This is a genomic window from Variovorax restrictus (assembly GCF_051216715.1).
Classification (GTDB): domain Bacteria; phylum Pseudomonadota; class Gammaproteobacteria; order Burkholderiales; family Burkholderiaceae_C; genus Variovorax.
The window spans coordinates 1,273,776-1,295,329 of record NZ_JBPJZH010000001.1 but is presented as its reverse complement, the minus strand read 5'-3'; the positions used below and the strand labels follow the sequence as shown (position 1 = coordinate 1,295,329).

At 69.2% G+C, this 21,554-nt stretch carries 14 protein-coding genes; 6 read left to right on the top strand and 8 right to left on the bottom strand.

Translation table 11 applies throughout. The annotated features are described in order from the left end of the window. Window positions 1-21 precede the first annotated feature (21 nt). The 4 genes from bcsA to ACSFA0_RS06045 are packed head-to-tail and all read left to right on the top strand — an operon-like array spanning window position 22 to window position 9,960. The gene (bcsA, locus tag ACSFA0_RS06060; RefSeq protein ID WP_435449313.1) at window positions 22-2,199 is read left to right on the top strand and encodes a UDP-forming cellulose synthase catalytic subunit; all 2,178 of its coding nucleotides are present in this window, start codon (window positions 22-24) and stop codon (window positions 2,197-2,199) included. Next, a complete protein-coding gene (gene bcsB, locus ACSFA0_RS06055) occupies window positions 2,199-4,502 on the top strand; it encodes a cellulose biosynthesis cyclic di-GMP-binding regulatory protein BcsB (protein ID WP_435449312.1) in 2,304 nt (767 codons plus the stop codon). The genes bcsA and bcsB overlap by 1 nt, the downstream gene beginning before the upstream one ends. Further along, on the top strand, window positions 4,499-5,680 hold the full coding sequence (gene bcsZ / locus ACSFA0_RS06050; protein WP_435449311.1) for a cellulose synthase complex periplasmic endoglucanase BcsZ: 1,182 nt from the start codon (window positions 4,499-4,501) through the stop codon (window positions 5,678-5,680). Before bcsB ends, bcsZ begins: the two co-directional genes overlap by 4 nt. Then, the gene (locus tag ACSFA0_RS06045; protein WP_435449310.1) at window positions 5,656-9,960 is read left to right on the top strand and encodes a cellulose biosynthesis protein BcsC; all 4,305 of its coding nucleotides are present in this window, start codon (window positions 5,656-5,658) and stop codon (window positions 9,958-9,960) included. Before bcsZ ends, ACSFA0_RS06045 begins: the two co-directional genes overlap by 25 nt. Before the next feature lie 25 nt (window positions 9,961-9,985). Here ACSFA0_RS06045 and ACSFA0_RS06040 read toward each other — a convergent pair whose 3' ends face one another. The 4 genes from ACSFA0_RS06040 to ACSFA0_RS06025 form a co-directional block, all read right to left on the bottom strand. Next, on the bottom strand, window positions 9,986-11,629 hold the full coding sequence (locus ACSFA0_RS06040) for a putative bifunctional diguanylate cyclase/phosphodiesterase (RefSeq protein ID WP_435449309.1): 1,644 nt from the start codon (window positions 11,627-11,629) through the stop codon (window positions 9,986-9,988). 15 nt (window positions 11,630-11,644) lie between these two features. Then, a complete protein-coding gene (locus ACSFA0_RS06035; RefSeq protein ID WP_435449308.1) occupies window positions 11,645-13,123 on the bottom strand; it encodes a sensor domain-containing diguanylate cyclase in 1,479 nt (492 codons plus the stop codon). A gap of 16 nt (window positions 13,124-13,139) precedes the next feature. Beyond that, complete coding sequence (locus tag ACSFA0_RS06030) at window positions 13,140-14,393, bottom strand: cation:proton antiporter (protein WP_435449307.1); 1,254 nt, start codon at window positions 14,391-14,393, stop codon at window positions 13,140-13,142. Window positions 14,394-14,460: 67 nt separating this feature from the next. After that, the gene (locus tag ACSFA0_RS06025) at window positions 14,461-15,390 is read right to left on the bottom strand and encodes an SDR family oxidoreductase (RefSeq protein ID WP_435449306.1); all 930 of its coding nucleotides are present in this window, start codon (window positions 15,388-15,390) and stop codon (window positions 14,461-14,463) included. 40 nt (window positions 15,391-15,430) lie between these two features. On the opposite strand from ACSFA0_RS06025, the gene ACSFA0_RS06020 reads away from it, so the two are divergent. Both ACSFA0_RS06020 and ACSFA0_RS06015 read left to right on the top strand, forming a co-directional pair. Then, the gene (locus ACSFA0_RS06020) at window positions 15,431-16,495 is read left to right on the top strand and encodes a CDP-6-deoxy-delta-3,4-glucoseen reductase (protein ID WP_435449305.1); all 1,065 of its coding nucleotides are present in this window, start codon (window positions 15,431-15,433) and stop codon (window positions 16,493-16,495) included. A 42-nt stretch (window positions 16,496-16,537) separates the two neighbouring features. Further along, entirely contained in the window at window positions 16,538-17,509 is a 972-nt protein-coding gene (locus ACSFA0_RS06015) for a Bug family tripartite tricarboxylate transporter substrate binding protein (RefSeq protein WP_435449304.1), read from the top strand. Between the two features lie 127 nt (window positions 17,510-17,636). Here ACSFA0_RS06015 and ACSFA0_RS06010 read toward each other — a convergent pair whose 3' ends face one another. The 4 genes from ACSFA0_RS06010 to ACSFA0_RS05995 form a co-directional block, all read right to left on the bottom strand. Next, a complete protein-coding gene (locus tag ACSFA0_RS06010) occupies window positions 17,637-18,401 on the bottom strand; it encodes an ABC transporter ATP-binding protein (protein WP_435449303.1) in 765 nt (254 codons plus the stop codon). Window positions 18,402-18,528: 127 nt separating this feature from the next. Next, window positions 18,529-19,299, bottom strand: coding sequence for an ABC transporter ATP-binding protein (locus tag ACSFA0_RS06005; RefSeq protein ID WP_435449302.1), 771 nt, complete (start codon window positions 19,297-19,299; stop codon window positions 18,529-18,531). A 19-nt stretch (window positions 19,300-19,318) separates the two neighbouring features. Further along, window positions 19,319-20,494 carry a branched-chain amino acid ABC transporter permease gene (locus ACSFA0_RS06000; RefSeq protein WP_435449301.1) on the bottom strand — a complete coding sequence of 392 codons (1,176 nt, stop codon included), beginning with the start codon at window positions 20,492-20,494 and terminating at the stop codon, window positions 19,319-19,321. A 13-nt stretch (window positions 20,495-20,507) separates the two neighbouring features. Continuing rightward, on the bottom strand, window positions 20,508-21,437 hold the full coding sequence (locus ACSFA0_RS05995) for a branched-chain amino acid ABC transporter permease (RefSeq protein ID WP_262072645.1): 930 nt from the start codon (window positions 21,435-21,437) through the stop codon (window positions 20,508-20,510). Window positions 21,438-21,554 lie beyond the last annotated feature (117 nt).

The window sequence follows — 21,554 nt, the reverse complement described above, 5'->3', positions numbered from 1 at the left end:
TCCTTTTGCACAGGTGCATCCATGACCTCCCCCGACCCCGTGTCGCCCGGCACCCCGTTGCTCGGTCGTCTTCCCTGGCTGCGCGCCATCGCCTGGGCGTTGACGGCGGTCCTCTTGGTCGCGGTGGTCATCGCGCCGCTGACGATGAACCAGCAGCTCGCGCTGGCGGTGGCCATCTTCATCGCCGCGCTGGTGATCAACCGTTTCGGTGGGCGCTTCGCGACGCTGGCGATGATCTTCCTGTCGGTGATCGCGTCGTCGCGCTACATGTACTGGCGCGTGACCGAGACGATGGTCATGGACAACCCGCTCGACCTGGTCCTGGGCGCCGGCCTGCTGGTCGCCGAGGTGTACGCCTTCGTGGTGCTGCTGCTGGGCTACATCCAGACCGCCTGGCCGCTGGAGCGCAAGCCGGTCGCGATGCCCGACGATGTCGAGCAGTGGCCCACGGTCGACCTGTTCATCCCGACCTACAACGAGCCGCTGTCGGTGGTGCGCGCCACGGTGCTGGCCGCGCAGTCGATCGACTGGCCGCGCGACAAGCTGAAGATCTTCGTGCTCGACGACGGCCGTCGCGAGGAGTTTCGCGTGTTCTGCGAGGCGGTGGGCGTGAGCCACGTCACCCGCGACAACAACCGCCATGCCAAGGCCGGCAACATCAACGCCGCGCTCAAGCACACCACCGGCGAGTTCATCGCGATCTTCGACTGCGACCACATTCCCACGCGTTCCTTCCTGCAGATCGCGATGGGCTGGTTCGGCAAGGACCCGAAGCTGGGCATGGTGCAGACGCCGCACTACTTCTTCTCGGCCGACCCCTTCGAGAAGAACCTCGGCACCTTCGGCACGGTGCCCAACGAGGGCGAATTGTTCTACGGGTTGATCCAGGACGGCAACGACCTCTGGAACGCAACTTTCTTCTGCGGCTCCTGCGCGGTGCTGCGCCGCACGATCTGCGAAGAGGTCGGCGGCATCGCGGTCGAGACGGTGACCGAAGACGCGCACACCGCGCTCAAGATGCACCGCCTGGGCTACAACACCGCCTACCTCGCGCTGCCGCAGGCGGCGGGCCTGGCGACCGAGAGCCTCTCGGGCCACGTCGGCCAGCGCATCCGCTGGGCGCGCGGCATGGCGCAGATCTTCCGCATCGACAACCCGCTGTTCGGCCGCGGGCTGCAGTGGGCGCAGCGGCTGTGCTACGTCAACGCGATGCTGCACTTTCTGTACGGCCTCCCGCGGCTCATCTACCTGACGGCGCCGCTGGCCTACCTGTTCTTCGGCGCCAGCGTGATCCACGCGTCGGCCTCGATGATCTTCGCCTACGCGCTGCCGCACATCTTCCACGCCAACCTTACCAACAGCCGCATCCAGGGGCGCTTTCGCTACCTGTTCTGGAACGAGGTGTACGAGGCGGTGCTGGCCTGGTACATCTTCCGGCCGACGCTGGTGGCGCTGATCAACCCCAAGCTCGGCAGCTTCAACGTGACGGCCAAGGGCGGCCTGATCCAGGAAGAGTATTTCGACACCTCGATCGCCAAGGCGAGCCTGTTCTTGCTGGCGCTCAACTTCCTGGGCGTGGCCGCCGGCCTGTGGCGCCTGACCTGGGTCGACGACGAGAACATCGCCACGGTCTGGCTCAACCTGGCCTGGACCTTCTACAACCTGGTGATCCTGGGTGCCTGCGTGGCCGCCGCCAACGAGACGCGGCAGCTGCGCAACGCGCACCGCATCACGCTGCAAATTCCGGCCACGCTGTACCTGCCCGACGGCCAGGCGCTGCAGGGCGTGACCTCCGATTTCTCGACCGGCGGGCTCGGGCTCGACCTGCCGGCCGACCTGTCGCTGGTGCAAGACGCCCCGCTCGAGGTCGCGCTCTACCGCGGCGAGACCGAGTTCCGCTTCCCCGCGACCGTGCGCTTCAGCCGCGGCAAGCGCCTGGGCCTGGCCTTCGCGCCGCTGAGCTTCGAGCAGGAGCGCGCGCTGGTGCAATGCACGACCGCCCGCGCCGACATCTGGGCCGCGCGCTGGGGCAACCACCCGCGTGCCGCCGTGCACCGCGTGATCGGCCACATCGCGCGCATCAGCGCCATCGGCTTCAAGGACATGTTCGCCCACTACTACCGTGCCGGTCTGCGCAAGCTGCGCCCGACCCCTTCCCGCTCGCCGAAGGCCGCCGTCGGCGCCAAGGAACCCACCTGATGATGTCGGCCGCTTTCGCCCGTTCGTCCTCGATGCCACCGCATCTGATGCGCGCCACGGCGGTGCTCGTCGCCCTGCTGGCATGGGCCGGCGGTGCCGCCGACCCGGCCGCCGCGCAGGCCCCTGCGGCTGTCGCGCCCACGGCTGCGCCCGCAGTGGCCAGCACGCCCGCCGGCACCGCCCGCGAGTTCACGCTGACCCAGCTCGGGCTCAACTACGCCATCCAGCTGCGCGGTGTGAACGGCACGGTCGGCATCCCGTTCAGCGTGCGCGCGGACGAACTGGTCACCGGTGCCGGCCTGCGCCTGAACTACGCCTACTCGCCGGCACTGATCCCCGAGCTGTCGCACCTCAAGGTGAGCGTGAACGACGTGCTGGTGTCGACCATCGCGCTGCCGCGCGAAGGCGGCGGCAAGCTGCAGACCGCCGACATCCCGATCGACCGCCGTCTGGTCACCGACTTCAACCGCATCAACGTCGAGCTGGTCGGCCACTACACGCGCGAATGCGAAGACCCGCAGCACAGCAGCCTGTGGGCCAAGGTCGACGCGTCGAGCACGCTGCGGCTGAACGTCGTGCCGCTGAAGACCGCGAGCGACCTGGCCGTGCTGCCGCAGCCCTTCTTCGACCGGCGCGACGTGCGCCGCGCGAGCATCCCCTTCGTCTTCGGCGGCACGCCGTCGTCGACCACGCTCGAAGTGGCCGGCATCGTGTCGTCGTGGTTCGGCGCGCTCGCGGGCTACCGTGGCGCGACCTTCCCGGTGGCGAACGACGCCCTGCCCGCGGCCAACGCCGTGGTGTTCGCCACGCCCGAGACGGCCATCCCCGGCCTCACGCTGCCGGCCATCGCCGGGCCGACCGTCACGGTCATCGACCACCCGCAGGACGCCACGCGCAAGCTGCTGCTCGTGATGGGCCGCAACCCCGGCGAACTGCGCACCGCCGCCACCGCGCTCACGCTGAACGCGCGCACCTTCACCGGCGCCAGCGTCACCGTCCCGAGCCTGCAGGAGATTCCCGCGCGCAAACCGTACGACGCGCCGCGCTGGATCGCGAGCGACCGCCCGGTGCAGTTCGGCGAGCTGACGCAGGCGGCCGACCTCAACGTGCGCGGCTATTCGCCCGACGTGGTCAAGGTCAACCTGCAGATGCCGCCGGACCTGTTCACCTGGCGCTCGGGCGGCGTGCCGCTCGACCTGCACTACCGCTACACGCCCCGCGTGCGCAACGACCAGTCCACGCTCAACGTGAGCGTCGACGACACCTTCATCGGCTCGCTGCCGCTGCGCACCGCCAACCCGGGCGGCGACCGCTGGTGGAACCCGCTGGCGACCAAGCTGCTGCCCGACGGCGTGATCGCCCAGCGCCGCGAAATGCTGCTGCCGCCGCTGGCGCTGGGCTCGCGCAGCCAGCTGCGCATGCACTACTACTTCCAGCCCGCGGCCGGCGACTGCCAGACCCTGCTGGACAACGTGCGCGGCGCCATCGACCCGACGTCGACGCTCGACATCTCGAAGTTCCCGCACTACATCGCCATGCCCGAGCTGGCCGCTTATGCCAACAGCGGCTTCCCCTTCTCGCGGCTGGCCGACCTGGCCGAGACGGCGGTGGTGCTGCCCGACCAGCCCGGCGCGGCCGACGCCGAAACCTACCTCGCCCTGCTGGGTCAACTGGGCAACGCCACCGGCTACCCGGCCCTGCGCGTGGCCGTCACCCGCGCGGCCAACGTCGCGCAGCACGCCGACCGCGACCTGCTGGTCATCGGCAGCCTGCAGAACCAGCCGCTCTTCACCGAATGGGCCGCGCGCATGCCGCTGCAGCGCAAGGGCACGTCGGCCTCGCAGACCTTCAGCCTGGGCGGGTGGATCGACGACAACCTGCACCTCATCACCGGCACGCGCCAGCGCGAAGACTTGCCGACCACGGTGCAGATGACGGTGGCCGAAGACGGCAGTGACGCCGTGCTGGCGGGCTTCGAGTCGCCGCTGCGCGCCGGGCGCAGCGTGGTCGCGGTGGTCACCAACGCGGCGTCGCAGCCCTCGCTGCTGAACGCGCTGATGACGCCCGATCTGCTGCAGCGCATCCAGGGCAGCACCGCCATCGTGCGCGGCACGCAGGTCAACAGCCTGCTGGCCGGCGACAGCTACTACGTGGGCCGCCTGCCGCCCTGGGCGTGGCTGCAATGGAACCTCTCGCGCAGCCCGCTGCTGCTGGCCGGCGGCGCGCTGCTGGTGGCCCTGCTCGGCGCGGCCGCGGCCTACGCGAGCCTGCAGGCGCGCGCCCGAAAGCGACTGCGACCATGACGATCCGACGACGCGACGCGCTCGCCGCCACCCTGCTCGGACCCATGCTCGCAAGCCTGCCCGCGCAGGCGCAGACCTCGCTGGGCGGCTGCATGCCGATGGGTGACTGGACCAGCTTCGCCGCCCGCCACATCCAGCCCGACGGCCGCGTGATCGACTTCGACACGCCGCAGCAACACTCGACGTCGGAGGGACAGTCGTACGCGATGTTCTTCGCGCTGGTCCACGACGACCGCCGCAACTTCGAACGTGTGCTGGCCTGGACCGAACACAACCTGAGCGGCGGCAGCCTGGCGCAGCGCCTGCCGGCCTGGCAGTGGGGCCGCAAGACCGAGGGCGGCTGGGGCGTGCTCGACCCCAACCCGGCCTCCGACGCCGAACTGTGGATCGCCTATGCCCTGCTCGAGGCCGCCCGCCTGTGGGACGAGCCGCGCTACCGCACGCTGGGCCGCGCCCTGCTCGCGATGGTGGTGCGCGAAGAAGTCATCGTGCTGCCCGGACTCGGCCGCATGCTCCTGCCCTGGCCGAAGTCCGTGGGCAAAGGGCCAGTCTGGCGGCTCAACGCGAGCTACCTGCCGCTGCAGCTGCTGCGGCGCTTTCAGCAGGAAGAGCCGACGGGACCATGGAACGAGATCGCGACCAACACCGTGCGCATGGTCGGCGCGACGGTGCCACAGGGTTTCGTGCCCGACTGGTGCGGCTGGTCGACCGAGCAGAAGGCCTTCGTGGTCGACCCCGACAAGGGCGCGACCGGCAGCTACGACGCCATCCGCGTGTACCTGTGGGCCGGCATGCTCAGCCCGCAGGAGCCGGCGCGCGCCGCGTTGCTGAAGTCGCTGTACGGCCCGCGCCGCGTGGTCGAGAAATCGCTGCCGCCCCCTGAATACGTCGACACCAGCACCGGCACCACGCGCGGCACCGGCCCGGCGGGTTTCAGCGGTGCACTGCTGCCCTACCTGAAGGCGCAAGACGCCACCGCCGCCCTCACGGCCCAACTCGCGCGCATCCCGGTCGACCTCGGCGGCACCGCCCCGGCCGGCCCGAGGCCGCTGCCCTATTACGAGCGCATGCTCCTGCTCTTCGCCCAAGGCTGGCTCGACGGCCGCTACGCCTTCACGAAGACCGGCGCGCTGCAACCCCAATGGAGACCCGCATGCCCATCCACCCGGACCGCCTGATGCGCGGCGCAACGCCTTCGCCGCGCCCGCCCGGCGCGCGGCGGCCCACGGCCGGCCAGTGGATCGCCTGCCTGGGCGTCGTGGGCGCACTGTGCGCCAGCGGTCCGCTGTGGGCGCAGAACGACGCCAGCGCCGCACTCATCGAGCAAGGCAATTACTGGCAGGGCATGGGCCGCGCCGACCTCGCCGAGGAGAGCTGGCGCAAGCTGCTGCGCGTTGACCCGAACTCGGCCGACGCGCTCTACGGCATGTCGCAGGTCGAGCTGGCCCGCAGCAAGCCCGACGCCGCCCGCGAATGGATCGGCCGCCTGCGCACCGCGCACCCGACCGACGCCCGCCTCGCACGCTTCCAGCAGGGCGCGCAGCAGGCCGGCGGCCCGCAGACCGACCTGCAACGCGCACGCGCCGCAGCGCAGGCCGGCCGCGCTACCGAGGCCATCCAGCTCTACCGCGCGATCTTCGACAACCGCCCGCCGCCGGAGCCACTGGCAGTCGAGTACTACCAGCTGCTCGGCGGCACGCCGCAGGGCTGGGACGACGGCCGGCGCGGGCTCGAGCAGCTCGTCAAGGACAAGCCCGACAACCTGAATTACAAGCTGGCCCTGGCGCAGTTGCAGACCTACCGCGAGCCCTCGCGGCGCGACGGCATCCGCACGCTGGCCGATCTGGCCAAGCGGCCCGGCGTGGGCACCGCCGCGCGCGCGAGCTGGCGCCAGGCGCTGATCTGGCTCGACGCACGCGCGCCCGACGCGCCGCTGTACGAGGCCTACCTCGACGGCCAGAGCGACCCGGCCGTCACCGCCCGGCTCGAGAGCCTGACCAAGCCCGAGACTTCCGCCACGCCGTCCACGCCCGTGTCGCCCGCTGCACAGCCCCTCGGCGAGGGCTACCGCGCGCTCGACCGCGGCGACACCACCACCGCCGAGGCGCGCTTCCAGCAGGCGCTGCGCGTGCAGCCCGGCGACTCGGAAGCGCTCGGCGGCATGGGCCTGATCCGGCTGCGCCAGGAGCGCTTCGCCCAGGCGCAGGACTACCTCGAACAGGCCAGCCGCACGGGCGCGCGCAAGTGGGCCTCGGCCCTGCAGAGCGCCACCTACTGGAACCTGGTCGGCCAGGCCAACACGGCGCGCGACCGCAACGACCTGCCCGCTGCGCAGGCGCTGCTGGAGCGCGCAGTGCGGCTCGATGCGCGCGAGCCGGTCGGTCAGATCGCGCTGGCCGACCTGCGCGCAGCCCAGGGCGAACTGCCGGCCGCCGAGCAAGGCTACAAACGCGTGCTGGACGCCAAGCCGAACGACGCGCAGGCGCTGCGCGGGCTCATCAACGTCTACACGCGCCAAGGCCGTGCCGAAGAGGCCTTGGCGCTGTCGCAGAAGCTCACACCCGAGCAGGCCGCGCAAATCGGCGGACTGCAGAACGTACGTGTCGAGCAGGTCCGCGCCGTGGCGCGCCAGCAGAACGAGCGCGGTGACACCGCGGGCGCCCAGCGCACGCTGGAAGACGCGATGCTCGCCAACCCCGACAGCCCATGGCTGCGGCTCGACCTGGCCAACATCTACCGCCGCCAGGGCCTGATGCCGCAGGCGCGCGGCGTGATGGACGGCCTGTTGATGTCGCAGCCCGACATGCCCGACGCGCTGTACGCGAGCGCGCTGCTGGCCTCCGATGCCGGCGACCCGGTGGCCGGGCTGCAGTACCTGGAGAAAGTGCCTGCCGCGGCCCGCACGCGCGACATGACGCAGCTGCAGCGCAAGCTGTGGGCGCAGGGCCAGACGCAGCAGGCGATCGCGCTCGCCAAGCAGGGCCAGCCGGCGGTCGCGCGCAACGTGCTGCAGCAGACCGAGGCCACGCTGGGCCGCGACATGCCGTCCGAGATGTGGGGCGATCTGGCCACCGCCTATGCCGAGATCGGCGACGCGCCGCGCGCGCTGGCGATGAGCCGGCAGCTGCTCTCGCGCGGCCCCAACCCGAGCATCGGCGACCGGCTGCTGTACGCGTCGATCCTGATGAAGACCAAGCAGGACGTGGAACTCACGGCCGTGCTGCGCCAGTTGCAAGCCACGCAAATGACCGCCGCGCAGCGCAGCGACTTCGACAACCTGCGCACCGCCTGGAGCCTGCGACAGGCCGACGCGCTGCGCGAGATGGGCAACCTCGAAGCCGCCTACAACGCGCTGGCCCCGGTGCTGGCCGAGCGGGCCAACGACCCCGCCGTGATGGCCGCGCTGGCGCGGCTCTATTCCGCGGCGCGCGACGAACGCCAGGCGCTCGCGCTGTACCAGCGCATCCTGCAGCGCAGCCCGATGGACCTCGACACGCTGCTGGCCGCCGCCGCCAGCGCCAGCGCGCTGAAGGAACACGGCGACGCCGAGGCCTACGTGCTGGCCGCGCTGAAGCAGGCGCCCGACCAGTCGCGCACCCTGGCCGCGGCCGGCCGCGTGTACCGCAACGCCGGCGACAACGGCCGCGCCGAGCAATACCTGCGCGCCGCCGTCGCGGCCGAGAACCGGCTCGCCAGCGGCCAGGCCCGCACGCCGGTGCCCGGCGCCGCACCGGCACCGGCGGCCAACCCCTTCGCCGGCATGACCGGCGGTGCGCCCTCGGCGGCAATGGTGCTGGGGGGGGCGGCGATGCAGCCGGTGTCGATGCCGGTGTCACAGCCGATGTCGTTCCCGGCCCAGGCCGCCTACCCGGTCGCAATGCAGCCGGCACCCGCCACCTACGGCAACGTCAACGCGCCCGCCGGCACCGCGGGCCAGCCGTGGGCCGACACGTCGGCGCGTGCACCGGCGCAGGTCGCCGGCAGCACAGGGGCGCGACGCAACACGGCCTCGACGAACCGCAGCCCCCCCGCAGCGGCCCCTCCTGCTTTCGCTGCAACGCCCTTCTCAGCGCAACCTTCCGCCGCACCCGGCACGCTGGCCGGCGGTTACCCGCTGCCAGTCCCGGGCAGCAACAGCGAGCCATTTCCTGCCTCGGCCGCGTCGGGCATGTCAGGCGACGGCCCATGGAGCGGCGGCCTGCGCAACGCATCGCAAGCGGTCAGCCCGCTGCAGTCGGAACTGCAGGCGCTGGAAGTCGACCGCAGCCCGACGATCACCGCGGGCACCGTCTACCGCAACCGCGCCGGTGAGGGCGGCCTCAGTCGCCTGACCGATCTGCAGGTGCCGGTGCAGGCGCGCATGCCGGTCGGCGAAGGCAAGATGGTCGTGAGCGCCACGCCGACCGTGCTCGATGCCGGCAAGCTGTCGGGCGACTACGCCACGCGCAGCCGCTTCGGCGAGGGGCCCCTGGGCGGACTCGCGGACTCGGCGCTGAACACAACCGCGCCGGGCTCGCAGAACGCCAGCGGCGTCGGCCTGGCGGTCGGTTACGAAGGCAAGAACCTGAACGCCAGCGTCGGCACAACGCCGCTGGGCTTTCAGGAGACCAACGTGATCGGCAGCGTGAGCTACGGGGGCGCCGTCACCGACACCCTGTCGCTCAAGGGCGAACTCTCCCGTCGCCCGATCACCGACAGCCTGCTGTCCTTCGCGGGCACCAAGGACCCGCTGACCGGCCAGAAATGGGGCGGCGTGGTCGCCAACGGAGCTCGCCTGGACGTGACGCGCGACGACGGCACCTATGGCCTGTATGGCTACGGGTCCTACGGCGTGCTCACCGGCCTGAACGTGGCGGACAACAACCGCGCTGAAGTGGGCGGCGGCATGTACATGCACATCCTGCGCGGCACCGGCTCCAACCTGACTGCCGGCATGAACATCGGGTTGATGCACTACGACAAGAACCTGAGCTACTTCACCTTCGGCCACGGCGGCTACTTCAGCCCGCAGCGCTACGTGAGCGTGGCCTTTCCGGTGGACTGGAGCGGGCGCGCCAACCGGCTGTCGTGGCGCGTCAACGCGTCGCTCGGCGTGCAGTCGTTCACCCAGGACGACTCGCCCTACTTCCCGACCGACGCGGTGCGGCAGAACGCGAGCTACACGATGGCCGGACTGGCCAGCGGCCTGAACCTCACGGGCCCGGGCTACAACGGCCTGTATGCCGGCAGCACCGAAACGGGCCTCGCCTACAACTTCGCGGGCGCGGTCGAATACCAGCTGGCACCGTCGCTTTACCTGGGCGGCGCGCTGGGCCTGAACAACGCGCAGAACTACCGGCAGCTGACCGGCAGCATCTACCTGCGCTACCTGTTCGGCGGTGGGTCGAGCATCCTGGGCAATGCCGCGGCGACGCCGGGCCTGAACCCGTTCAATTCGCCTTACACGCCGCTGCTCTGATCACGTGCCCGCCGCGCGGCCCGGCTCAGCCGCAGTCGGCAGCGCGGCCCCAGAGCGGGGCGCGTTCGTAGTCGGCGATCCAGCCCGGCAGGGCGTCGGGCTCCATCGGGCGCGCGATGCCGTAGCCCTGGCCGAGCGTGCAGCCCAGCGCCATCAGCGCGGCACCGTGCGCCACCGACTCCACGCCCTCGGCGATGGCCTTCAGTCCCAGCCCCTGGGCCAGCAGCAGGATGCCCTTGACGATCGCCTGGTCCTCGGCGTTGTCGATCACGCCGTTGACGAAGGACTGGTCGAGCTTGAGCGCGGCGACCGGCAGCCGACGCAGGTAAGTCAGCGACGAATAGCCGGTGCCGAAGTCGTCCATCGCCACCGGCACGCCGAAGGAACGGCACGCCTCGATGAAGCGGGTGACGGTGGCGAAGTCCTTGATGGCGCTGGTCTCGAGGATCTCGAGCTCGAGCGTGCCGGCCGGCAGCCCCGGATAGCGCGCCAGGTGCTCGCCGAGCCGCTCGATGAAGTCCGGGCGCTGCATCTGGCGTGGGTTGATGTTCACACTCACCGAAGTGCCGGTGCCCGCAGCCTGCCAGGCCGCGGCCTGGCGCAGGGCCTCGCCGATGGCCCAGTCGCCCAGCAGCTCCACCAGTTCGTGGTTCTCGATGTGCGGGATGAAGTCGCCCGGCTGCAGCTGACCGTAGGCCGGATGCCGCCAGCGGATCAGCGCTTCGGCGCCGATGACGCGGCCGCAGCGCATGTCGACCTTGGGCTGGTAGGCCAGCCAGAACTCGCCGCGTGCCATGCCTTCGGCCATGGCACGCCGAAGCTCCAGCGATTCCTGCTCTTCCAGCGCCTGGCTGGCATCGAAGAAGTGCAGCTGGCTGCCGCCGGCGCGCTTGGCGAAGAAGACCGCATGCTGCGCGTGCTGCAGCATCACCTCGGTCGGCTGCTCGGCGTCGGCCATCAGCGCCACGCCCACGCTGGCGCGCAGGCGGGCGGTGTCATCTTTCATGCGGAACGGGTGCGCCAGCCGCGCGAGCAGCTGGGCCACCAGGTTTTCGCACTGCTGTCGGCTGCCGACGGACACCGCCAGCGCGAACTCGTCGCCGCCCACGCGGGCGACCACGGCCTCGTGCGGCAGCCCGGCCTTCAGACGCCGCGCCACCTCGCGCAGCACGGTGTCGCCGCCCATCGGTCCGAAGCGGTCGTTGACGTCGCGGAAGCGGTCGATGTCCAGATAGCACACCGCCAGCATCCGCCCGTCGCGCAGGTTCAGACGCTCGCGCAGCTCCTCGACCGGCGGGATGCGGTTGGGCAACCGGGTGAGTGCGTCATGCCGCGCCAGGAAATCGATCCGGCCGGCCCGTGCGCCGCGCGCCACCGGGCTGAAGGTCCAGAGGACGCAGTACTCGTCCATGCGCTCGGCCCGCGCATCGACGCGCACCGCGCTGCCGTCGTGCGTCTTCAGCTGCAGGTCGGGGCCATCGACGCCGCCGCGTGCCGGCACGGGGATGCCGGAGGCATTCGCGCACACGTCGGAGAACGGCAGGTCGATCAGGGCGCCCATGGGGTAGCCCAGCAGCTGATGGGCGTCCTCGTCGGCCCACAGGATCTGCCCCTCGCAGATGGTGAGGTGGCCGGACAGCGAGCGGGCGAGCATGGGAGATATCTGCACGTGGGGATTGTCGGCTCAGACCGGCGGGGGCGGTGCGTCGCCGGTGCGCCACTTCACGTGGGTTTCGTAGTGCAGCGCCTTGTCGCGGTACATCGCCTTGTCCGCGCGCATCAGGGCGTTCTCCAGCGGCTCGCCCACGTCGCAGGTCGCCAGCCCGACGGCCAGGCTCAGCGCGTGGCCGCTGCGACCGGCATAGAACTGGTTGTTGAGTTCGACCATCGACAGGATGCGCTCGCGCACCGTCTCGGCACCGCGCTCGTCGGTGGCGGGCATCAGCACCGCGAACTCGTCGCCGCCGACGCGCGCCGGCCAGGCCGGACTCTCGACCGCCTGGCCCAATACCTCGCCGGCACGGCGCAGCAGCGCGTCGCCGGCCGCATGGCCGTCGTCGTCGTTCACCTGCTTCAAGCCGTTGAGGTCGATCAGCAGCACCGACACCGGCCAGGGCCCCTTGCGGTTGAGGCGGTTGAGCTCCTCCGTGTAGAAGGTGCGGTTGCGCAGCTGCGTCAGCACGTCGTGCTTGCCCAGGTACTCGAGGTAGGCCTCGGCCTTCTTGCGCGCCGTGATGTCCATCAACGACACCAGCACCATGCTCCAGTCGTGCAGGTGCGATTCGAGCACGGTGAACTGCATGTGGATGTTGACCAGCTCGCCGTTGAGCGAATAGTTGATCACCTCGCGGTGCTGCACCGTCTTGCCGACCCACAGGTCCTGCAGCTGCTCGGCGAAGGAGTCGCGCATCTCGTCGCGGAAGATGCGAGGGATGTTCTCCAGCAGCATGCGGCGGTCGTCGGCCGCGAACATGCGCAGGGTCTCGCGGTTCACGTCGATCACCCGGATCTCCTGGATGCAGCGGGTGACGAATTCAGGATGGACCTTGAGAAAGGTGTTGAAGTCGGTGATGCCGCGCTGCCGAATGTCGTCCAGCAGCTTCTTGACCGCGCTGAAATCTTCCACCCACAGCGAGACTGGCGAGTGCTCGAACAGGCCCTGCGCATACGCCGCGCTGGCCTCGCGTTCACGCACCGCCTTCATGCGCGCCGTGATGTCGTCGAGCGAGACCAGCACGCGGTCCCAGGTGGCTTCGTGGCCCGGCAGGATGCGCACGCGAAGCTGCACGTCGAGCCGACGGCCGTCGAGCGTGTAGTTGACCGTCGTGTTTTCGTAGAGCATCTTGCCCTGCCAGAGCTGGTCGAGCTCGTGGGTCATCAGTTCGGCCATGTCGCCGCTGAAGATCTGGCCGAGGCCGGCCACCAGCGCCGCGTGGTCGGCGGCGCCGAAAAGGTCGAGCGTGGTCTGGTTGACCTTCAGCACCCGGATCGAGGACATGCACTCGCCCACGCGCGCCGGCTCGGCACGCAGATGGGCGATCAGGTCGTCGACGCCTTCGGCACGCCAGCGCTCGAAGATCCTGCGTACCTCGCTGAAGTCCTCCACCCACAGCGACACCGGCGCCAGGTCGAACATGGATTCGAAATCGGTCAGCTGGGACATGGTGCTTTTCTTCGACTCAGACGTGCGCCTGCACGGCGGCAGGCTTGGGGACACGTGTCACCCAGTTGAACAAGGGAGTGGCCATCAGCGTCGTGAGGATCGCCATGAGGACCAGGATGGAGAACAGGCCCGGCTCGATCACACCGGCCTGCAGGCCGATGTTGATGATGATGAGCTCCATCAGCCCGCGGGCGTTCATCAGCGAACCGATGGCCATCGCATCGCGCTGGCTCTCGCCCGACAGCCGCGCCGCGGCCCAGCAGGCGATGCCCTTGCCGCAGAACGAGGCCGCGAGGATCGCCACCGCCGCGATCAGGATGCCCGGCTGCAACAGCACCGCCAGGTGGGTGTTGAGGCCGGAGTAGGTGAAGAACATCGGCAGCAGGAAGACCACGACGAAAGGCTGCAACTGCGCGCGCAGCTTTTCGGTGAGCGCGCCGCGCGGCAGCACCGCGCCCAGCAGGAAGCCGCCGAACACGGCGTGGATGCCGATGGCGTCCATGGCGAAAGCGCTCAGCGCGAACAGCACCAGCACGGTGGCCAGCATCGTGGCGCTCAAGGGCGCGTCCGGCCGAACATGGTGGGCCAGGCGCTTGAGCAGGCGCGAGCCGACGAAGATCATGAAAAGCGCATAGACGATGCCACCACCGATGGCCGCGTAGGCGCCACCCCACTGCCCGCCGAAGCTGGCCAGCACGATCGCCAGGATGCACCAGGCGGCTGCGTCGTCGACCGCACCGGCGGTCAGCGCCAGCGTGCCCAGCGAAGTGCCCGCCAATCCGCGCTCATGGATGATGCGCGCGAGCATCGGGAACGCCGTGATGGCGATGGCCGCGCCCAGAAACAGCGCCGCCTCCAGCGGCTTGGCCTTGGCCGAGAACAGGCCGGGAATGGTGAGCAGCCAGGGGATCAACGCGAAGGCCAGCACGAAGGGCACGAGGATGCCGGCCGCCGACACCGAGGCAGCGCTTCGGAAGCGGCTCTTGAAGTGATCGGCGCGGAATTCGGTGCCGACCAGGAACATGTAGAGCCCCACGCCCAATTGCCCGCCGACGTAGAGCATGCCGAGCGTCTCTTTGGGGAACAGCGCGCGCTGGAGCTCCGGGAAGGCCATGCCCAGCAGCGACGGCCCCAGCGCGACGCCGGCGATCATCTCGCCCACCACCTGCGGCTGCCCGAGCTTCTGCGCCAGCCGGCCCACGAGCTGGCAGACCGTGATGATCACGGCGATCTGCAGGAAGAAGTAAACGGACAGTTGCGTCGTGGGCATGCGGTGGACGATGAATTTTTGACGTTGTTTTGCAAACGCCCGGGGCCGATTATGTCTGTCGGCGCATTCAAGAAGCGGGCCGCAATCCGCTCTCGACCGTCGGATAGCGCAGGCGCACGCGCAGCTCCCGCTTGAGCCGTCCGTTGTCGAGGCGCCGCGACTCGCCCATGAAGCTCAGCAGCGACAGGGGCAGCTGCGTTTGCGCCGCGTCGCGCGCGATGCGGGGCGGCCGCGGCACGCCGTACAGATCGGCGGCCAGGTCCATGTAGTCACCCATCTTCAGCGCGGTGTCGTCGCTCGCATGGAAGACGCGCTGCGTTCCGCCACGCCACAGCGCCGCGACGCAGATGCGCGCCAGGTCGTCGGCGTGGATGTGGTTCGTATAGACATCGTCTTCCGCGCGCAGGACCGGCGTGCCCTTGCGCAATCGCTCACGCGGGGTGCCGCCCGTGCGGTCCGGCGCGTAGATGCCGGGGATGCGCAGGATGCGCGTCGCCACGCCGGCCCGCCCCAGCCAGCGCACGGCGCGTTCGGCGTCGACGCGCCGGTGCGCCCGCGGCGTGTGCGGGCGAACGGCGCGCGTCTCGTCGATGCGGGCGCCGCCGCAGTCGCCGTAGACGCCGCTGGTCGAGCCGTAGACCAGCGCCGCCGGCAGCGAGCGCTGGCGCAGCGCGCGCACCAGCGCCGTGGTGCGCGCGTCGCGCCACCAGCCGGCACCCTCGACGCCGGGCGGCGGCGCCAGGTGCAGCACCCGATCGGCCAGGCCCGCCAGCCGACGCAGGCTCGCAGGTGCATCGAGATCGGCCACCAGCGGACGCAGGCCGGCTGCACGCAGCACGGGCACGCGCTCGGGTGACGAAGTCACCGCCAGCACTTGCACGCGGCCTTTCAGCAGGGACGCGGCGCGCAGGCCGACGTCGCCGCAACCGACGATCAGCACGCGCTGCCGCCGGAAGCGCGCGGGCAGCGCGCCGTAGGGGTTGTGGATTGAAGGCAAAATCGAAGGCTTCCCGCAGAGACGAACCCGAAGAATACCCATGACGAGCGCCCCCCCGCACCCGGCCGGCTTCCAGATCACCGTCGAGCCCAGTGGCCGTCAGTTCACCGCTCAGGGCGACGAATCGATACTGGCTGCCGGCATCCGCCAGGGCATCGGCCTGCCCTACGGCTGCAAGGACGGGGCCTGCGGCTCCTGCAAGTGCCGCAAGCTGTCGGGCGAAGTCACCCACGGCCCGCACCAGAGCAAGGCGCTGAGCGCCGAAGAGGAACTCGCCGGCTTCGTGCTGACCTGCTGCGCCACCGCGACGAGCGACGTGATGCTCGAGTCGCGCCAGGTCACCGAGCTGGGCGCCTTCCCGATCCGCAAGATGCCCTCGCGCGTGCTCGCGATGACCAAGCTCTCGCACGATGTGATGATGGTGCGGCTGCAGCTGCCGGCCGGCGAGCCGTTGCAGTTCCACGCCGGGCAGTACGTCGAATTTCTGCTGCGCGACGGCGCGCGCCGCAGCTATTCGATGGCGAACGCGCCGCACACGCTGAGCGAGCCGGGCACCGGCATCGAGCTGCACATCCGGCACATGCCCGGCGGCAAGTTCACCGACCACGTCTTCGGCGCAATGAAGGAAAAGGAAATCCTGCGCATCGAGGGGCCCTACGGCAGCTTCTTCCTGCGCGAGGACTCCGGCAAACCGATCGTCATGCTCGCCTCGGGCACCGGCTTCGCGCCGATCAAGGCGCTCATCGAGCACATGAAGTTCAAGGCCATCGACCGGCCCGCCACCGTGTATTGGGGCGGCCGCCGTCCTGAGGATCTGTACATGGACGACTGGCTGCGCGCACAGATGGCCGAGATGCCGAACCTGCGCTACGTGCCGGTGGTGTCGAACGCCGTGCCCGACGACAACTGGACCGGCCGCACCGGCTTCGTCCACCGTGCCGTGCTCGAGGACTTCGCCGATCTGTCGGGCCACCAGGTGTATGCCTGCGGTGCGCCGATCGTGGTCGACTCGGCCAAGCGGGACTACGTGGCCGAGGCCGGCCTGCCCGAAGACGAGTTCTACGCGGACGCCTTCACCACCGAAGCCGACAAGGCGCTGCCCTGACACCCACCTCTTTTCTGACTGACTGACGGACGACAACGAACAATGAAGACGAGACACTTCCTCCTGGGCGCCCTGGCCGCCACCGCCCTGATCGCCATGGTCCCGGCACAGGCGCAGCAGCGCCCGATCCGACTGATCGTTCCCTACGCCGCCGGCGGCCCGATCGACGTCACGGCACGCATCGTGGCCGAGCGGGTCAAGGATTCGCTGGGCACGGTGATCATCGACAACAAGCCGGGGGCCGGCGGCAACATCGGCGCCGACGCGGTGGCCAAGGCCGCGCCGGACGGGCTGACCATCGGCATCGCGGCCACGGCCACCCACGCGGTCAACCCGTGGCTCTACAGCAAGATGCCCTTCAACGCGGCCACCGACTTCGCGCCCATCACGCAGATGGTCCGCGTGCCGAACGTGCTGGTGATGAACGCCGAAGCCGCACAGCGCCTGAAGATCAACACGCTGGCCGAACTCATCGCCTACGCCAAGGCCAATCCGGCCAAGCTGAACTACGGCAGCGGCGGCAACGGCAGCGCCGGGCACCTGGCCGGCGAGATGTTCAAGCAGCAGGCCGGCATCTTCGCGCTGCACATCCCCTACAACGGCGGCAACCCGGCCCAGCTCGCGCTGCTGTCGGGCCAGGTCGACTTCAACTTCGACAACCTGGCCACCGCGGCACCGAACATCCGCTCGGGCAAGCTCAAGGCCATCGCCGTGACGACCGCGCAGCCCAGCAGCGCCCTGCCCGGCGTGCCGGCCGTGGCCGCGACGCTCAAGGGTTTCGCGATCGACACCTGGTGGGGCCTGGTCGCACCGGCGGGCACGCCGCCCGACGTGGTCGCCAAGCTGAACCAGGCCTTCGTCGCTGCGCTCAACGCCCCTGAGACGAAGACGCGCTTCGGCACCCTGCTGGCCGAGCCGGTGTCGAACACGCCCGAACAGTTCGGCGCGTTCATGAAGAGCGAGCTGGCGAAGTACGAGAAGGTGGTGAAGGCGACAGGAGCGAAAGTAGACTGACCCCCGAGGGGCTCGTGCACTTCGTGTCGCAGCGCCCTTCCCCCTTTCAGGGGGCGACACCAGCGGCCCGGCGAAGCCGGTTCCGCGGTGTCCCTGGAAAAAACAAAGCCGCCCGAGGGCGGCTTTCTCATTCGCCCAGGTAGGCGGCTCTGACTTTGGGGTCGTTGAGCATGATCTTCGCATCGCCCGTCATGGTGATCAGGCCCGACTCCATGACATAGCCGCGGTCGGCGATCTGCAGCGCGCGGCTGGCATTCTGCTCGACCAGCAGCACGGTCACGCCCTGGTCGTAGACGTTCTTCACCACCTCGAAGATCTTGTCGACCATGATGGGCGACAGGCCCATCGACGGTTCGTCGAGCAGCAGCACCTTGGGTTGCGCCATCAGCGCGCGGCCCATGGCGAGCATCTGCTGCTCGCCGCCCGACATGGTGCCGGCGAGCTGGTCCTTGCGCTCCTTCAGGCGCGGGAAGATGGTGAACATGCGCTCGATGTCCGCCGCGATGCCGCCCTTGTCGTTGCGGATGTAGGCACCGATCTGCAGGTTCTCGGTGATGGTCATGCGCGTGAAGACGCCGCGGCCTTCGGGCACCATCACCAGGCCTTCGCCCACGAGGTCCCAGGCGCCGCGGCCCTTGATGCTGCGGCCGAGAAACTGGATGTCGCCGTCGACGAAGGGCAGCGTCCCGGTGATGGCCTTCATCGTGGTCGTCTTGCCAGCGCCGTTGGAGCCGATGAGCGACACCAGTTCGCCCTCGTGCACCTCGAAGTCGACGCCTTTCACGGCCTGGATGCCGCCGTAGGCGACCTTCAGGCCGGTGACCTTCAGCAGGGTCTTGCCGGTGGCCTTGGCCGTTGCCGACACCGCCACGGGGGAAATTGTTTCGTTCATCACATTGCTTCCAGCGTCATGTCTGTTTCAGAAATACCGCGGAACCGGCTTTGCCGGGCCGCTGGTATTGCCCCCGGTAGGGGGTGCGGAGCGCTACACGCAGTGAGCGCGACCTGGGGGCGAGCAATCAATGCGCTCCGGTGCCGAGGTAAGCCTCGATCACCTTTTCGTTCTTCTGCACTTCCGCGGGCGTGCCCTCGGCGATCTGCTTGCCGTAGTCGAGCACCGTGAGGCGGTCGCACAGGCCCATCACCAGCTTCACGTCGTGTTCGATCAGCAGGATGGTGCGGTTGTCCTTGCGGATCTGGCTGATGAGTTCGCGCAGCATGACCTTCTCGGTCGCGTTCATGCCGGCGGCCGGTTCGTCGAGTGCGATGAGCTGCGGGTCGGTGGCCAGGGCGCGCGCGATTTCGAGACGGCGCTGGTCGCCGTAGCTCAGCGTGCGGGCCTTGTAGTCGGCGAACTTGGCGATGCCGACGTACTCGAGCAGCTCGTACGCACGGTCGGCAATGGCGGCCTCTTCGGCCTTGAAACTGCCCGTGCGCAGCATGGCGCCGATCACGCCCGAATGGGTGCGCACGTGGCGCCCGACCATCACGTTCTCCAGCGCAGTCATGTCCGCGAAGAGCCGGATGTTCTGGAAGGTACGCGCGATGCCGGCCTTGGCCACTTCGTGCACCGCCGTCGGCTGGTAGGGCTTGCCCGCCAGCTCGAAGGTGCCGCTGTCGGGCGTGTAAAGGCCGGTGATCACGTTGAAGAAGGTGGTCTTGCCGGCGCCGTTGGGGCCGATCAGGCCGTAGACCTGGCCGCGCTGGATCTTGATGCCGACGTCCGACAGGGCTTGCAGCCCGCCGAAACGCTTGGAGATGCCGCGGACTTCGAGGATGGTGTCAGTCATGGTCTGGGGTTCCATCCGTTCAGGGGTTGATCGACATGGGGCGCGAGGGCGAACCCGGCACCTCGTCGGCCGGGCTGTCCACACCCGGCGCCTCGATCGGCGTGCCAGGCTTGGCATCACCCTTGCGCCGCAGCGATTTGCCGTGCTCGGGCGACGGCCACAGGCCGCGCGGGCGCACCAGCATGATCACGATCATCGCGAGTGCGATGAACAGCTGGCGCAGGATGGACGCATCCAGCCGGCCATCGGTCATCGACTGCAGCGGGCCGGCCACGTAGCGCAGCACCTCGGGCAGCGCCGCGAGCAGCACCGCGCCGAGGATCACGCCCGGCAGGTGGCCGATGCCGCCCAGAACCACCATCGCGACAATCATCACCGACTCCATCAGGCTGAAGGACTCGGGCGACACGAAGCTCTGGAAGGACGCGAACATCGCACCGGACACGCCGCCGAAGCTGGCGCCCATGCCGAAGGCCAGCAGCTTCATGTTGCGGGTGTTGATGCCCATCGCCTTTGCGGCGATCTCGTCTTCGCGGATCGCCATCCAGGCGCGGCCGATGCGCGACAGCTGCAGGCGGTGCGAGATGATCACGGTGAAGATCACCAGCGCCAGGAACAGGTAGTAGTAGAGCGACACCGAGGAGATCGTGTAGTCGCCCAGCTTGAGCGGCCGACCGAGGTTCAGGCCCCAGAAATGCACCGGCTCGATGGCGTCCAGCCCTTTCGGACCGTTGGTGATGTTCACCGGGTGGTCGAGCGTGTTCAGGAACACGCGGATGATCTCGCCGAAACCGAGCGTCACGATCGCGAGGTAGTCGCCACGCAGGCGCAGCGTCGGCGCGCCGAGCAGCACGCCGAACACGCCCGCCAGCACCAGGGCCAGCGGAATCACGATCAGGAGCGGCGCATGCAGCCCGCCCGGGAACATCGCCTTGATGGCCGGGAAGGTTTCGGTCAGGTGCGGCGAGCCGAGCAGCGCGTACAGGTAGGCACCGATGGCGAAGAAGGCCACATAGCCCAGGTCGAGCAGGCCGGCGTAGCCGACCACGATGTTCAGGCCCAGGGCCAGCAGCACGTAGAGCAGCGCGATGTCGACGATGCGCACCCAGGCGTTGCCCTGGGTCTGCAGCAGCAGCGGCAGTGCGAGCAATGCGACCGCGGCAATCAAAAAGACGATGAGGTTCTTGCTTTTCATGACGTCGCTTCCTTCAGGCTCGGTCTGCCACGCGCTCGCCCAGCAGGCCGGAAGGCCGCACGGTCAGCGTCAGGATCAGGATGACGAAGGCGAAGATGTCGCTGTGCTGGCTGCCCAGCACGCCACCGGTGACGGTGCCCAGGTAGCCGGCACCGATGGCCTCGATGAGGCCGAGCAGGATGCCGCCGACCACCGCACCGGCCAGGTTGCCGATGCCGCCGAACACGGCCGCCGTGAAGGCCTTGAGGCCGGGGCCGAAGCCCATGGCGTGCTGCGCGATGCCGTAGTTCGACGCGTACATCACGCCGGCGATGGCCGCGAGCACCGCACCGATGATGAAGGTCGCCGAGATCACCATGTCGGGCCGGATGCCCATCAGAGAAGCGACACGCGGGTTCTCGGCGGTGGCGCGCATCGCGCGGCCCAGCTTGGTGTAGTTGACCAGCCAGGTCAGGATGGCCAGCGAGATCGCGGTGACCACCAGGATCATGATCTGCGTGGGCGAGATCGACGCGCCGCCGACCACGATCGATTCGCTCGGCAGCAGCGTGGGGTATGCCTTGTTGGTCGGCCGCCAGATGATCATCGCCAGCGTCTGCAGCAGGATCGACATGCCGATGGCCGTGATGAGCGGCGCCAGCTTCGGGCTGTTGCGCAGCGGCCGGTAGGCGACCTTCTCGATCACGAAGTTGAGCGTGGCCGCGACCACGCACGCGATGATCAGCGCCAGCAGCAGGATCAGCCAGCCGGGCGCGCCGGGCATGGCGTCCTGCATCAGGCCGATCACCGTCCAGCTGGTCAGCGCGCCGACCATCAGGACCTCGCCATGCGCGAAATTGATCAGGTTGATGATGCCGTACACCATGGTGTAGCCCAAGGCTATCAAGGCATACATGCTGCCGAGAACCAGACCGTTGATGATCTGCTGCAGCAAGATTTCCATAAAGAGTCCCTAATGTGAAGGCACCTTTGCGAGGTGCTTTACTCCCCTGCGGTGTCGGGTTGACGCTGCAGAGCCCATCTAGCAAAAAACCCGCCAGCATGTGGCGCTTGGCGAGTT